The 14888-nt window shown below is 33.7% G+C and carries 14 protein-coding genes and 4 pseudogenes; 11 read left to right on the top strand and 7 right to left on the bottom strand.

The window, feature by feature from the left end; genetic code table 11:
• Positions 1 to 523: 523 nt before the first annotated feature.
• The gene (locus tag NLJ82_RS25125) at positions 524 to 1207 is read right to left on the bottom strand and encodes an ArsR/SmtB family transcription factor (RefSeq protein WP_000355288.1); all 684 of its coding nucleotides are present in this window, start codon (positions 1205 to 1207) and stop codon (positions 524 to 526) included.
• Between the two features lie 97 nt (positions 1208 to 1304).
• Between NLJ82_RS25125 and NLJ82_RS25120 the strand changes: the two genes are divergently transcribed.
• Positions 1305 to 2129, top strand: a complete 825-nt coding sequence (locus NLJ82_RS25120) for an isocitrate lyase/PEP mutase family protein (RefSeq protein WP_000999232.1) — start codon at positions 1305 to 1307, stop codon at positions 2127 to 2129.
• A gap of 123 nt (positions 2130 to 2252) precedes the next feature.
• Here NLJ82_RS25120 and NLJ82_RS25115 read toward each other — a convergent pair whose 3' ends face one another.
• Genes NLJ82_RS25115 through NLJ82_RS25105 form a run of 3 tightly spaced genes read right to left on the bottom strand, consistent with a single transcriptional unit; the run spans position 2253 to position 5478 of the window.
• Positions 2253 to 3644, bottom strand: coding sequence for an MFS transporter (locus tag NLJ82_RS25115; protein WP_000370712.1), 1392 nt, complete (start codon positions 3642 to 3644; stop codon positions 2253 to 2255).
• Positions 3644 to 4585, bottom strand: a complete 942-nt coding sequence (locus NLJ82_RS25110) for a methionyl-tRNA formyltransferase (protein WP_000615899.1) — start codon at positions 4583 to 4585, stop codon at positions 3644 to 3646. The genes NLJ82_RS25115 and NLJ82_RS25110 overlap by 1 nt, the downstream gene beginning before the upstream one ends.
• Entirely contained in the window at positions 4582 to 5478 is an 897-nt protein-coding gene (locus tag NLJ82_RS25105; protein ID WP_000917705.1) for a ThiF family adenylyltransferase, read from the bottom strand. Before NLJ82_RS25105 ends, NLJ82_RS25110 begins: the two co-directional genes overlap by 4 nt.
• A gap of 111 nt (positions 5479 to 5589) precedes the next feature.
• Here NLJ82_RS25105 and NLJ82_RS25100 point away from each other — a divergent pair, with 111 nt between their 5' ends.
• From NLJ82_RS25100 to NLJ82_RS25080, 5 genes and pseudogenes are all read left to right on the top strand, one after another.
• Complete coding sequence (locus NLJ82_RS25100) at positions 5590 to 6696, top strand: ArsR/SmtB family transcription factor (protein WP_000510642.1); 1107 nt, start codon at positions 5590 to 5592, stop codon at positions 6694 to 6696.
• A gap of 348 nt (positions 6697 to 7044) precedes the next feature.
• Entirely contained in the window at positions 7045 to 7890 is an 846-nt protein-coding gene (locus tag NLJ82_RS25095; protein ID WP_000383877.1) for an AraC family transcriptional regulator, read from the top strand.
• A gap of 577 nt (positions 7891 to 8467) precedes the next feature.
• Positions 8468 to 8683 (top strand): annotated as a pseudogene (locus NLJ82_RS25090) (dUTP diphosphatase); the annotation flags it as partial.
• 139 nt (positions 8684 to 8822) lie between these two features.
• A complete protein-coding gene (locus NLJ82_RS25085) occupies positions 8823 to 9017 on the top strand; it encodes a hypothetical protein (RefSeq protein ID WP_012644696.1) in 195 nt (64 codons plus the stop codon).
• 51 nt (positions 9018 to 9068) lie between these two features.
• Positions 9069 to 9215: a hypothetical protein gene (locus NLJ82_RS25080; RefSeq protein WP_001993448.1), complete on the top strand. Its 147-nt coding sequence runs from the start codon at positions 9069 to 9071 to the stop codon at positions 9213 to 9215.
• A gap of 332 nt (positions 9216 to 9547) precedes the next feature.
• Here the strand turns inward: NLJ82_RS25080 and NLJ82_RS25075 are convergent, their stop codons facing one another.
• Positions 9548 to 9742, bottom strand: a complete 195-nt coding sequence (locus NLJ82_RS25075) for a hypothetical protein (protein WP_000464520.1) — start codon at positions 9740 to 9742, stop codon at positions 9548 to 9550.
• A gap of 322 nt (positions 9743 to 10064) precedes the next feature.
• Between NLJ82_RS25075 and NLJ82_RS25070 the strand changes: the two genes are divergently transcribed.
• Positions 10065 to 10433: a DUF3888 domain-containing protein gene (locus NLJ82_RS25070; RefSeq protein ID WP_000911826.1), complete on the top strand. Its 369-nt coding sequence runs from the start codon at positions 10065 to 10067 to the stop codon at positions 10431 to 10433.
• 757 nt (positions 10434 to 11190) lie between these two features.
• Here the strand turns inward: NLJ82_RS25070 and NLJ82_RS25065 are convergent.
• Positions 11191 to 11370: pseudogene (locus NLJ82_RS25065) on the bottom strand (spore germination protein); the annotation flags it as partial.
• Between NLJ82_RS25065 and NLJ82_RS25060 the strand changes: the two are divergent.
• Together NLJ82_RS25060 and NLJ82_RS25055 are read left to right on the top strand one after the other, a co-directional pair.
• Positions 11354 to 11455, top strand: a pseudogene (locus NLJ82_RS25060) (ATP-binding cassette domain-containing protein); the annotation flags it as partial. The pseudogenes NLJ82_RS25065 and NLJ82_RS25060 overlap by 17 nt on opposite strands.
• Positions 11442 to 11917: pseudogene (locus NLJ82_RS25055) on the top strand (ABC transporter permease); the annotation flags it as partial. The pseudogenes NLJ82_RS25060 and NLJ82_RS25055, both read left to right, overlap by 14 nt.
• A 385-nt stretch (positions 11918 to 12302) precedes the next feature.
• Here the strand turns inward: NLJ82_RS25055 and NLJ82_RS25050 are convergent.
• Entirely contained in the window at positions 12303 to 13199 is an 897-nt protein-coding gene (locus NLJ82_RS25050) for an exosporium leader peptide-containing protein (RefSeq protein ID WP_254754606.1), read from the bottom strand.
• Between the two features lie 511 nt (positions 13200 to 13710).
• On the opposite strand from NLJ82_RS25050, the gene NLJ82_RS25045 reads away from it, so the two are divergent.
• Positions 13711 to 14289 carry a class I SAM-dependent methyltransferase gene (locus NLJ82_RS25045; protein ID WP_001159675.1) on the top strand — a complete coding sequence of 193 codons (579 nt, stop codon included), beginning with the start codon at positions 13711 to 13713 and terminating at the stop codon, positions 14287 to 14289.
• Positions 14289 to 14888, top strand: coding sequence for a DedA family protein (locus NLJ82_RS25040; RefSeq protein ID WP_000418900.1), 600 nt, complete (start codon positions 14289 to 14291; stop codon positions 14886 to 14888). Before NLJ82_RS25045 ends, NLJ82_RS25040 begins: the two co-directional genes overlap by 1 nt.

Here is a 14888-nt window from a genome sequence, read left to right as displayed (position 1 = left end):
GCTACGTTAAAAACAAAACATACCTCTAAAGTAAAAAGGTGAAATTCAGATAAATAATTTCATCTTTTTATTTAGTTTCCAAAGATGAGATACTAATATACGTAAAATCTTTCAACTACAACATTATTTCTTCTTGTCACATTTAAGCAAGTTTACAAGGTCCAGTATTTCTCGAATTGTTTCGGTAAATTTTTTCTCTAATCATTTTTCGTACCTGTATTTAGTAAGAGAATGAATTTGAAGATTTCAATTCTGGTCAAAATTAATTACATGTGCACAACATATAACAGTTTATCTGAAAGCTATTTGGGAATGTTTTTAGTAACTATTTCTTGTAATCTGCAAAGCCTTATGAGTATAGAAATATAAGTAGGATAAGGAATGTTACAAAATATTGGCTTGGGGTAATGGCATCTTCAATGAATTTGTTTATTAAAAACATACGGGATGAAACTTTATTAACAGGTATACCATCAGTATTTTCAGAAAAAAGCACACTAAGAAAAAACTTTACAACATAAAGTTAATTTTGCGTAATATTTATAGAAAATATTTGTTCTAATTCTTTTCTACCATCTGGATTAACTTTGATTGCTCGTGACTTTGATACTCTTTGAATCCAATTTAATTCTAATAATTTTTCTAAAAGTGCATTTCCTAGGCTCCCAGCAAGATGATGTTCTCTTTCAGTCCAATCTAAGCAAGCCTTTGCTAAGATGCTACGCTTTTGTTTAAATTCATTCAAATCAATCCCGAGTTCTTTAAAAAATTCTTGACCAGTCTTCGTTATATGAAAATATAAATCATTTTTGATTAAGTATCCTTTATCTAACAGGGAATTTGTAATAGCCACACCTAACTTTCCAGCCAAATGATTATAGCAGGTGCGAGCACATCTTAATTCGCTTGATTGAGATGATTGACGCAATGGTTTGATTTTTTCTTGAGGACTAATTATAAGAAGTGATTCGAGAATTTTTGATATTTCGGAATTGAAAAGCCTGTAATAACTATGTTTTCCGTGTTTTTCTATAGAAAGGATTCCTTCCTCTTTCATTTTTGATAGGTGGTAGGTAGCTGTTTTAGGTTTTATCTTGGCAACATGAGCTAATTCACTAGCAGGATAGGCTTTACCGTCTAATAAATAGGCTAATATATGTACTCTTGAATCAGAACGAAGTAATAAATCCACTTTAGAAATATCCATTTTTCACACTCCTAATAAAATAAGTATATTTCCATGCTAACCTAATTTCCAAAATGGTAAAATTGTTACAAGATTATTATTTTAGGGGGAAGATAAATTGAATGACATGTTAATGAAATCAAAGATATTTAATGATTATCATCACGATTCTTCCATATTAATTTTACCAAACGCCTGGGATGTTATGAGTGCAAAGATATATGAAGACTTAAACTATAGAGCTATAGGAACAACTAGTGCAGGAATTGCGGCATCCTTAGGTTATAGTGATGGTGAGCAACTGCCATTTGAATCCATGCTTGATGTTATCGAGAAAATTACTCAATCTGTAAATATTCCTGTCAGTGCAGATATAGAATCTGGATATGGTGAAACAATTGAAAAAGTATTAGAGAATGTAAGAAAAATTATAGCTAGCGGTGTTGTAGGGATAAACTTAGAAGATAGTAAGAAAAATCATATATGTTCCTTATACGATACGGCATATCAGCAAAAGAAAATTGAGAGTATTAAAAATGTGTCTATTTCAGAAGGGGTTCCTCTCTTTATAAATGCACGTACGGATGCATACATACTTAACAATAATAGATTTGAAGAGACGATGAAACGTGCACAAGCATACAAAGATGCTGGGGCAGATGGAATTTTCATCCCTGGATTAGCTCAGAAAGAACAAATTCACATGTTTACTAAAAAAATAAATTTACCACTTAATGTTTTGGTTCATGACTCTACACCATCTATTACAGATTTAGAATGTTTAAAGGTTAGTAGAATAAGTTTTGGATCTGGAGCATATAGAGCTACTATTTCTACTTTACGAAAACTTGCATTGGAAGTAATTACGAAAGGACAGTATGAAACCATCACTAATGAAGTTATATCCTATGAAGATATGATGGGATTTCTTCATAAAAAATAAGTGATATTTAATTCAAGCGTTTATAATTTTAGTTGAATAGACTTTTACAAAACAGTTAATTAAACAAAAACCGATTTATCTCTAGGTAAATCGGTTTTTGTTACTGAAAAGCTTTTTATGATTTTAAGATTTTCGGTATCCTAAGAAGCATAAGATATTGAAGAGTAATAATCCCCCTGCGATATACCATGAATATCGAAAGGCTTGGATAAGCCCGTCTGTTCCTAAATAGCTTTGTGTACTCATGAATGTTGCGGCAACTGCTGCACCAAAGGCAATTGCAACATTTTGTAACATGCGTTGTACGGCTCCAACGGATCCTTGTTTTTCTTTTGAAACAGATGCCATGATTGAAGCAATATTTGCTGGTTGGAAAATGCCGCCTCCAATACCGTATAGAAACAATACACTAGCTAATAGATATGGTGACCATTGCGCTTCAATAAAACTTAGGCCGACAAATGCTATAAACATAATTCCTAAACCTACTCTCATAAATAAGGTTGTTCCAAAGCGACCCATGAACTTCCCAGCTATTCTTGAGAAGATTACTAGCCCAAGTGGGGCTGATAGTAAAACAAAACCTGTTTGTAATGGAGTTAATGACGTAAAATTCTGTAAAAAATATGGAGGGACGATAAATATAATTGCTGATGCCACCCCGAATCCTATTGTTGCAAGTATTGGAACAATAAAGGTTGACTTAAGAAATAAATGTACATCTATAATAGGATGCTTAGTGTTGGATTCATGGAATATGAAAATACCTAATAAAACAAAAGAAGCGATTATATACCCCCAAGTAGGTATACTTCCCATTACTTTGTTTGCTCCATGAGATAAGCTGAAAAGAAATAGCAAGGCACTTAAAGTAAAGTATATATTTCCTAACACATCAATAGGAGCTGGATGTTTTTCTTCTTTTATAAATCGAGAAAGTTTATAACAAGCCCACAAACCTATTAAACATAATGGGATGTTAATCCAAAAAATCCATCGCCAACTTCCTAATGAAATGAAAAGCCCACCTGCTGTAGGACCTAAAATTGGTCCTAAACCTATCATTACTCCTAAGGTACCTAATGCGTGATTGCGATTTTCAGGACTGACAAGAGTTGTAATAAGTGCAGCAGATGTAGCCTGTAATGCAGCAGCACCAACACCCTGAATAGCACGAAATACAATTAACTGCCACATCTCTTGAGCTAATCCACATAGTATAGAGCTAATTAAAAATATGAAAAAACCATATAAACATATTCGAAAACGACCTACACGATCACTAATTTTTCCAAATAAAAGAATAGTTGCACTCAGTGCCATAACATATATGGTAACGCTCCATGCTGTTATAGTTACTGTTGAATGAAATTCTTTTTCTAAATAAGGTAGAGCAATGTTAATAATCCCTGTATCTAAAGTTGATAAAAACATCCCGATACCAGCAATCAGGATGACTAACTTTTCACTAAAAAGAGAAAGTTTACGATTTATAACCACATTTGTATTATCCATTAAATTGACACTACCTGTTCATTATGTTCTATTTGTGTGCTGGTTGATAAAACGTCATTAATAATCGTTTGTAAATGAAGCCATCCATCTTTTGTAGAAACAAGAATTTTATCGTTATGTTCACGAAATATACCAATACTTTGAATTTGTTGTGGATAATCTGTTCTTTCAGCATGTAATATCCGGATTTTTTCATTATATTGATTAAATGCAAAAGCCCCTTGTGGATACCCAGCGCGAATAGTACGGAGTATGGATTCTGTATCCAGCTCCCAATTTATAAAATAATCTTCTTCTTTTGGCTGACTATAATAGGTTCGATCAGATAATAACTGCAATTTTGAAGTGAAATCTTTATTTTTAATTTTTTGAAGAACTTGTTTTAGCAAAATAATGGATTGTTTAAAATGTATTTCTCGAATTTCTAAAGATGTTTCAGTCCCTGACATAACAACAGGCATTTGAGCTAAAATAGGACCAGCATCAATCTCTGGCACAACTTGGATACATGAAACACCACCTTCTTTTTCTCCATTTTTAGCCATCCAGAAAAAAGGTGCTAATCCAGCATACCTAGGTAATGGGCTTGGATGAAAATTTATAGTATCTTCTTTTGGGATAGATAAAATATCTTCTTTTAATATTTTTTGGTAGTTAGCAATAATAAAATAATCAGCATTATAATTTTTTAATAATTCTATTGTGTTAGAATCATTCAGTTTATCCGGTCGTAACACGGGAATTCCAATGTCTTTGGCTTCTTTTTCTAAATCAACTTGATCAGGTTCTCCAATATAATAAGAACATAACTTTCCTTCGGGACTAGTTACAAGAGCCTCTACGGAAATAGAAGGCTCTTGTATTAATTCCTGAAGAAACGGTAAACCAAATTTCGAATTTACTTCTGAGAATAAAACGACTTTAGTTACAGGTTGGATCATTCAGACCACCACTTACCATGAACTATTTTAGATTGCCAAGCCATAGTATCAAACATAGCGTATCCAGGTTGAACTGGTAATTGCTGAGCACCTGGCAATTGATCAAGTTCTGTAATAGCTAATGCTAATCGCTCTGCTAAAACACCTTCTGCAAGCGGTGGGCATCCAGCAAAAATAGGCATTCTCTCCAAGTCGATAAACCAATGATCTAACATTTCTTTACTTGGATATGAAGGCATTTCAGGGATAAGGCGTTCCATAAGTCTTTTAATAACCTCTGGAGTCATTGTAGCATCTTCGGGAATTCCATATACTTCTTCGATAGGCATAGAATCTTTTGTGTATTTATAAATATATGTACCATGTGCAACTGTAGGAACCTTTAACATGAATTTACAACGATCGGATTTTCGAAAAGCACGATGTAATGCATATCGGTTACGAATTTCATAAAAGTCCATCTGGTCTAAAACGTAATCACAATCCTTCATAAATTCTTCAGCACTTTCAGGAGTAATCCCCTCTGGATATACCTCTATGTTTACATCTTTCGTAAGATTGTAAGTCATTTCAGCAACAACTTCAGCTTTGTTTTTTCCTAGATGATCCAAATCAGCACCCATTTGTCTATTCATATTCGTAACATCAAATGAATCTGGATCTGCAAGTTTCAGATTTCTTACTCCCATTCTAACAAGACGTGCGGCAAGTGCTCCTCCGATACCACCAGTTCCTGCAATTCCAACAACAGCATCACGTAGTTTTTTCTGTCTTTGTACTTGTTCTTCCTCGGTACTGCCTAGCCATCCAAGGCTTCGGTTTACGCGTTCCCAATACATCGCGTTATCAAATGCTTCAGATTTGTACATAAGTCTTTCATTTTGCTTCAACATAATAATTTTCCTCCTTAAGTGTTTTTGCTTTCAATGTAATGATAAAATAAAATTATCTTAATAATCTATCGATTTCGTTTTTATCAAATCGTTTAAGGAGAGATCAATGAAATGGGAATTGAAATTATATTTCCGCCTTATATAGCAAATAATAAGGAAACACTTTTACAACGTATTCAGTTTTCCTTTTCACCTTTGAATGAAATGTTTCGAAGCATGCATGTATTAAACAATCCAAAACATCACGGGATCCACTTACCATGGGTTATTGAAGCTAAAAAAAACTTAACAAATGATATGCAGAAGGATCTACAATATTTTAATCTATGCTTTGAACTAGGAGTTCCACCCACGCTTCTTCCTGGAATCTACAAATCTGTATTCACAATTGAAGAGGAGATAGAATTACTTGCTAAAAAATTAACTGTTAAAAATGCTCGTAAGATTCTACATGAGTTAACACTTGTCTTTGAACACAGGGAGAATCGATTTATACCTAGTTTAGCTAAAGGGATTGAATGGACAGATTTTGCTTTCAGTAATAAGAGTGATATACTCGAAGATTTAAAGAGGCGACCAACCTTTGTATTCCATAGGTTGCTAAATTTTCTAACAGATTATTATCAAACAATTTTCTCGGCTATATGGGAAGATTTAAAGAGTGAATTATTAAATGAAATTGTAGAGCAAACTACCTTACTGAAAACAAAAGGATTTTCAGCATTTATTGCTTCTTTATCCTCAGAGCGCATTTATTGGATTGATAATAAAAATAAATTGTATCTTCACAAACCATTTAAAACAATTTATCAGATGAAAAGTGATGAATCTATTATTTTTATGCCTAGTTATTTTGTTTGGCCACATTTTTTTGTAGACGAAATAAAAGAGGGGGTTGTTATTGTTTATGATTCTTCAGTAGCAAGAAAACAGGCATTTCCAGAGCAACCTATTGAAAAAATGGTAGATATTTATCGAGCTTTAGGGGAGCCTTCTAGGTTGCAAATTTTGAGGATATTACAGGAACGTTCATTAACTACACAATCCTTGGCACAAATTTGTCATTTGAGCGAGGGTGCGGTTTCTAGACACCTTCAAGTACTAAAAAAGGCGAATTTAGTTACCAGTAAAAAAGATGGGAAATATGTATTATATAAAAGCCAAAAAAATATTATTCAAATTCTTTCAAAGCTAATTATGGAAGCCACAGTAACCTAATGTGACAAAATTTTAATTATCGCTGTATTAGCAACACTAGGTAAAGGTGCGCAAATAAATGTCAAAATTTAATTTCAAAACATAAATGATATGTTCAAAAGTTAGTATGAAAACAAATTAGATGCAATTATAGAAAGTTATGATAAGTGGGTAGATTATAAACTTTATAGGTAAAATATTTAAGACCTTTTCTTGAATAATAGTTTCTTCAGATAAAGAAAAAAACATCTGAAAAGAATGCACTATATATTAAAGAGTGTATTTTTTGTACCAACATTTTTAGGCATGAAATGTCGGTTATTATTGTTTGTTATGTATTAAAGTAAATCCTTGAAAGGAAGTAAACTTATGGATTGGCTAGAAAGAATGAATAATGCATTAGAATACATCGAAAATAGCTTGGATGAAGACATAGATTATAAGAAAATTGCAAAGGCAGCTAGTTGCTCTGAGTTTCATTTCTCCAGGATGTTTTCATCAATTTCAGGTGTATCACTTTCGGAATATATTAGACGAAGACGTTTAACTCTTGCAGCATTTGAAATTCAAAAAGGTGATATTCGAATTATTGATGTAGCTATTAAATATGGTTATGTTTCTTCTGATGCTTTCTCGCGTGCTTTTAAAAAAATGCATGGAATAACTCCTTCTAACGCTCGTAATAAAGGAGTACAGTTAAAAGCTTTTCCGAAAATTTCCTTTCAAATTTCTATAAAAGGAGATACCGAGATGGAGTACAGGATTGAAAACCTTGATTTTGAACTAAGAATTGTAGGCAAAAGTAAGAGCGTAAAGACAAGCAGTGCTTTTAAAAAAATCCCTACACTTTGGAACAATGCGAAAAAAGATGGGTTTATGCAAGAATTGATAGATATGTCATGGGAAGATCCAAAATGCAAACTGGAAAGTCTTTTGGGGGTTTGCGGAAAAGATGCTGCTATAACAGATGAAGAGTTTTCCTACTTTATGGGGGTAAGATACGATGGAGAAGTACCAACTGATATGGAGACCCTTGTTATTCCAGTAAGTACATGGGCAGTTTTCCCGAATATAGTGGATGCATGGAAACGTTTATACTCTGAGTGGGTCCCAACTTCTAAGTATGAACTTGCAAATTTACCATGTATAGAATGCTATTACGGCCCAAAACATAAACCAAGGCATGAACTTTGGGTTCCTGTTATACTAAAATAAAATTAGCGTTATTTTCCATCCGTTGAAATAATAAATTTAAATTAGGGATATTAAACATTATTGATATATGAGAATGGATATGATACGAATTTTTAATATTTAATCCTCGCGAAAAAACAATTTACCAATCATAACAAAAGCATACTTCAAGTAATGCTTTTGTTATGATTCATTTTTCGTATGAAGACCGACTGTTTCCGTAGCCTTCTCCAATTGACCAAGACATTATATATGATGGAAGAAAGATAATTCCCTCATATATAATGCACCTCCACATTTAGATGTTCCAAATAAATATAGCTGGGATAGCACCACATTAATTTATATTTGAAAAAATATAAAAAGAACCTACAAACCTGCAGATTCTCCTGATAATGATTTATATAAGTAAGACCTGAAAATATAATACAATAATTTGAAAATGGGTTCAAGTAAATAAAAAGGAACCTCTGGAGTTTGGGGCCTTTCAGAAGTGATGATCTTTTCTCGGCCTAGGAACTGAGAAAATACAAAGATATAATACATCGAGATTTAGAGAATTTCAATACCTAAATTAAAAATTACCGTGGGTGTATGAACATGGAATAGTGGCTATCATGGAGTGGTTGGAGTGTTGGTAGATAACACTGAAAGACCATTAAGTTTAATTATGAAAGCTCATGTAATTGAAAAAGGTACACGCGTCGCTCAAGACGTCATAGCGTCAGTGGTAACAGCTCATTTTGTTAAGGTGGTCGAGCTATTGGTTAGTGAACGAGGTGTTGGCGGATTTGGATCTACGGGAACGAAGTAAGACAAAGTTGAATTTTATTAAGTAAGTTTAAATTAAAGATTTCATTTGAAAGGAATATCCAGATGAAAAAAGAGCACTGATTTACAGTTCCCATCTTACTATATAGATTTCTTAGTCCAATCATTATGGACAATTTACAATGGTAATAGTGACGCTAGCCATTGTTCCTGGAGAATCAAGTAGTGAAGCAGTAACAGTTATTGTTCCAGGTCCATTAGCCGCTAGAAATACCGAAGTGAAGTTACCTGAAGCATTTGTGATAACGGCAAGAGGAACCGCGAAAACAAGAGCCGGGTTACTAAATGAAAAGCTGACTACTACTCCTGGAGTATGAATACCGTTTACTAATACTTGACCAGAAAAAAATAAAGTATTATTTCCTTGGGTGGATACGCACGCTGTAGTTTGGTTAGAAGTCAAGGTAATAGAAGCAGTTCCGGCAGGAAGATTAAATCCAGTAGGCCCGGTCAATCCAGTACTTCCAGTAGGTCCAGTAGCGCCAGTAGTACCCGTTGAACCAGTGGGAGTGTAGGTCCTATTGAAGCCGGATTTAATGCATTGGAGGATAAAAACTCGTCCAATATAATTCACCTCAAAAAAATCGTTCTACTAATAGTAAATGCAATGATATAGAAAAGTGAAATGGACAAGCGGTTGAATTTATGAAATTTAACAAAATAGTTATCTTGTAATCAAAAATAAAATAACCCGCTAGTTATAACGGGTTATTTCCACAAGGAATGCAAGGTAACTGGCCTAGGGAAACCTGTAGAATTCCTTGTGATTGTAATGTATGCAAAGGAATCAATACGGTTAATGAAGTTTAAACAAAATTAATATTTGATATCAAAAAATGTATGTCATTTATCCAATAAAGATATTCGTTATCTCTTTATTATCATCATAGTTACCTGAAATATGTGCACCTATAAATGGAGTGCCATGCACCTTATCTTTAGAAATTACAAAGTTAAATTTAGAATGATTATCTATTTTACAAGTTATAAGATAATCATCATCAATTTCGTAAATGTCTTGAAGCGTAGCTGCAAAGAACATGTTTAACATTCCTTTCTGTATTCTGAATATAGAAATACCTTATTATTTATGTGAAGTAATGGCTTGTGCTAATAACGCAGTTTTATACAAAATCCTTATTTGAATAGAAAGAGCACCATTAGGGCGTATGGCGCTCTTTGACCAAGAACTAAATTGTGTGTTTTTTTATAGTCCGTATAAGTATATGGGAGTTAAAAATAAAGTGTGAAAAAATGTTTAATAAAAACGCTATTTGAATAAAAGAAGTTAGATAAGGATGAAGAATAGTCATCTCTTATGCTGGAGAGGTTAACGGATATCCAAATTAAATAAGGGTGATTATGTGTTAAAAGGTAAAGTGATAGGTTTGTTTTTTGGAATTGTAATGACGGTTTCATTTTTAAATCCGTTAGATATCAAAGCGGTTAATAGTAATGATCAAAAGTTTTATGATTCTTATAATACTTTATTAGCACCATATGCAAGTCAAGTAATCAGAAGCAAGCTTGGACCAGATCATCAGTATAGTTTAACGGACACAAAAATTATAAAAATTGAACGTTTCCCAGAAGAAAACTTTAATTTTATTGTTACAGTTCAATATAAAACTTATATAGGGGCTCATAACCCTCCGAATGGCATAGAAACTATTACTTTTAATATAAATCCAAGTGGAGTAAAGGTTATAAATTTTGTTCATAAAGATGCTTAAAGAAGAAGTGATATTTTTCATACATTGATGAGAAGGATATTTGAATTGAAAAATATAATAAAAATTTCATTTTGTAAAAATAAGGAATTTAAAAAAGAGCACCATGCATCAGTGCTCTTTCAGATAGGAGGTAACTCTTATGAGCGTAACGTCTAGGTTAGAAGTATATGATTTGAAAAAGAAATAAGAACAAAATTTCATTATTTGCTCAACACAAAAGAGCAGTTAACAAGCGCTAACTGCTCATCCCTCAAAGAAAGGGAAAGAACATTACAGAGACCACTGTGAATTCAAGCTGTATCACTCATTTTTAGTATGGGACATAATTTGAGACTTAATTCGGGCAAACTAAAAAAGGCAACTAGCAAGAGCTAACTGCCCTGGTGAATAAGAAGAACGAAATGGTCATTCGTATTCAACCTTGGTGTACTTATATTGTTAACACTTTTGAGAAATTTATTCAATAAAAGAACAGTTAGCCCAGCCTAACTGCTCCATACAGAGATAATAATCTAGATGCATAGATATTATATGTCAAATTATTTATTTTATTCGAGACTTATTAAAGAATTTGTCCTTAATAGGGAAATATAGTTAAAGAATTTCTTTAAGAAACAGAAGCAATAACCGAATAAAAGAGCAGCTAGTAAAAACTAGCCGCTAAGCCCTCGGGTATGAAGGGAAATCAGAAACTGTATTTACAGCATTAACGGAATAGTGAGTTTAATTCAAGGTTAGAAGAAAGAAATGAATAAATTTAGGCAGTTCCAACTTGGCTTTGAACGGCAACATCAGAGTCGAATGTGTTTGTAACACTAACACCGTTAAATGTATTGAGAACAAAAGCAACGTTAGATGCACCTGAACCATTATAAGCTTTTGTATTTTATTTTGGAGAAACGTTATAATAATCACCTAAGTTGAAAGAACCGTTACTTCAAGAGGGTGAGTTTATCGGAATTATGGAACCATCTGGTTCTGGTAAAACGACATTATTAAATGTAATTTCAACGATGGAAAAAACTTAATGAATTACAGGTAGCGAAATATAAAAATGTAAAAGCGGAAGAATTAGGTATTACGTATCAAATGTATAATCAGAGTCATGGTATGGCCAGCGATTCATGTTTATGGGCTTCTTCGTTGGAATTGCGTTCTTAGCAATGATGGCAAGTTTCCTAATGTTTAAAATTCTATCTAGCGCATCGAAAGACAGCACACGTTATCAAATGCTTCGTAAAATCGGTGTCCGCCGGGGATTATTAACACAATCGATTTATAAAGAGCTATTCTTCATATTCTTAGTAACGGCAATTGTGGGTATTGTACATATATTAGTTGGTATGAACATGTTCGCTCCGCTTTTGATTGATCCGTACTTCCGAATTTGGTTACCACTTGTCATTTTCGTAGTGATTTACTTAATTTACTACTTGATTACAGTTCAATTGTATAAAAGAATTTTACTTCCGAAAGAAGATTAACGTAAATATGATTTATATGGAGTGTCAACATCATCCGCTCCCATTTATTGATCATTTTGAAGGAGGACAAGAAAACTGGAAATAAGAAATGGACTCGCACTACGATCCATAAACAATTGGTTCTAGTGTAAAAAATCTAAAATTATATCGTTTACCTAAGAACGGACTATTTCAATAGACTGTTTTTTTGAGTACGTAAAGACCTGTGTAAGTAGGTTCACGCAAGGACCTTCACTAGAATGGGTAGCACCACCCATCCATCAAGCCCCAAAACGAGAAATAAGCTTTTTCGTTATAAGAAAGCCTAAAAATTTCGTTCTGGGGGTGTAATAAAATTTTAACCTGATGAGTATTTGCTTCCATTTTCACTATACATCTCTAGATTTTAGAGAATGTTCACAGCTGTAATTTTGCAGGTTGAAATAGCAAATCTAACGATTGTAGTTGGACTTATAGGTAAAGTACCTAGAACTATACCAAGACCTGTTTGTTCCACGTTAAAACTTGCTGCAGTAGAACCAGTACTTGCTAAAAGATTCACTGTAGAACCAATAAGCGTATCTAGTAATTCTCTAATTGGTCGTTCACGACAATCACACTCGCATCCTGAGTCTACAGGCGGAAGTAATGTTATAGATGGCCCTGGTGGTAAAAATCCTACACCTGTTACATCAGAAATATTGACCACAAAGGATGTGGTACCATCTGTAACTGTAACTAAAAAATCATTTACGGAAGTGATAGTAAATAAAAAGAAAAGAGGGGGAACGTTGGGTGCGTCTGCAATAGTGCCAAGAATCACAGTTTCCCCAATAAGTTGTTGTAACACATTCTGCATAGGTAAAACACAGCAATCACAAAGGCAACCTTCAGTTGAGCCTGTTGCCCCAGTTGAGCCTGTTGCCCCAGTTGGACCTGTTGCCCCAGTTGGACCTGTTGCTCCAGTTGAGCCTGTTGCCCCAGTTGGACCTGTTGCTCCAGTTGAGCCTGTTGCTCCAGTTGAGCCTGTTGCCCCAGTTGAGCCTGTTGCTCCAGTTGAGCCTGTTGCCCCAGTTGAGCCTGTTGCTCCAGTTGAGCCTGTTGCCCCAGTTGAGCCTGTTGCCCCAGTTGGACCTGTTGCTCCAGTTGAGCCTGTTGCTCCAGTTGAGCCTGTTGCCCCAGTTGGGCCTGTCTCTCCCGTTGGGCCTGTTGGTAGAGTAAATGGTGGAATTGGTGGAAGTGTAGGGCCAATTAAATTTGAATTAAATATATTAGCTTGAAGTATTTTGTTTTCATCAAACACGAAACTACCTCCTACAGATATACTTTATTACCATATAATATGCTATATCTTTACTATTGTGTGTTTCATGATGATTCAATGATAGTATTTCTGTATCAATAGTAAATCTGGTTCTGAAGCAAAGAGTGCACCCATTTGAAAGAGGTATATAGACTTTTAATAAAGCTTGTTCTTGTGAGCATTTCACAACATGCCTATCAAATAAAGCGATTTTATATCCATGAGTTGATGGGCAATGGATTACCTTGTCAAATAAAGCAAATTGTTCGTTTAAGCACAATTTGTCAACGAACTAACTGTTTTCTTGTACTTAAATAAGAACTACTGTAAGAGTTGTAGTTTATATGTTTACATTTTCCTTTTTGCATTCATCTATTAATTAGATGAATGCTTTTTTTAGTACAAATTAAAAAAATAAGAAAAACTTAAGAATCCTCCTCGATATTTGTTAAGAATTAAAATTTATACTGAAATCTACTTCACACCAAATCAAATGAACGAGGAGATAGAGATGCAATTTATTACATTTTTAAGTGAATTTATAAAACATCCGAAAAACACAGGGGCAATTGCACCAAGCTCTAATATATTAGCAAAAGCAATGGTAGATGCAATCGATTTTGACGTGGCAAAATGTATTGTAGAATTAGGGCCAGGAACAGGATCTTTTACGAAAGAGATTATGAAGAGGAAAAAGAAAAGAACAACATTTATTCTAATTGAAATTAATGAAGTTTTTTTCAAAAAGTTACAGAAGCAATATGAGGATGATGCAAGTATCGTAGTCATACATGGATCAGCTGAAAATATTCAAAAGTATGTGGAAGAGTTACAAATAAACGGTGTGGATTATGTATTATCAGGATTACCTTTCACTTCCTTGCCAAAAGAAGTATCATCACGTATTTTAAATAATGTGATGGAGTCGTTACGTGAGAACGGAAAGTTTATTACCTTTCAATATTCACTTGTCAAAAAAGGATTTATTGAAGCCTTTTTTCCAGATATCCAATTAAAAAAAGTTTGGTTTAACTTCCCACCAGCCTATGTCTTTAGCTGTAAAAAATCGGTAATGAGGACATATGCATAATGGAATTACATGAATTATTGTCTTATATTGAGCAGTATGGTTACACCGCTTTATTCTTCTGTTTATGGCTCGGTATTGTCGGTATGCCAATTCCAGATGAAATGATTGTTATGAGCGGTGGTTTTGTATCATCAGTGGGTATATTAAGTGTAATTCCAGCCTTTTTGTTAACTTATTTAGGAGTTGTCTCTGGACTTTCTTTAGGTTATCTATTGGGCAAAGTATTTGGTACCAAGGTACTTGATAAATTAATGAAAAAGAAAAAGGCAAAGTATTTGCTACAATCACAAAAAATGATTGATAAATACGGACATTATGCATTAGTAACCAGCTACTTTATACCTGTCGTTAGACACATTATCCCTTACTTAGTAGGCATGAACAACATGTCCTATAGAAAATATGCTCTATATTCATATACAACGGGTTTTGTGTGGACACTTGTTTATTTTTTACTTGGTTCCTTATTTGGAAATCATATAGAAACAATTGTAGAAATTACGACAGAATATGGTATTTATTTTGGGGGTATTGTCCTTATCGTTGCTTGTATTTGGTATGTATATATACAAAAACGAAGTACTACGGTAAGTAAATAG

The sequence above is a fragment of the Bacillus paranthracis genome, from assembly GCF_024296885.1.
In the GTDB taxonomy this organism is placed as follows: Bacteria; Bacillota; Bacilli; order Bacillales; family Bacillaceae_G; genus Bacillus_A; species Bacillus_A paranthracis.
Note: the sequence above shows the minus strand (reverse complement) of the source record. Positions and strands in the feature narration are given on the sequence as shown.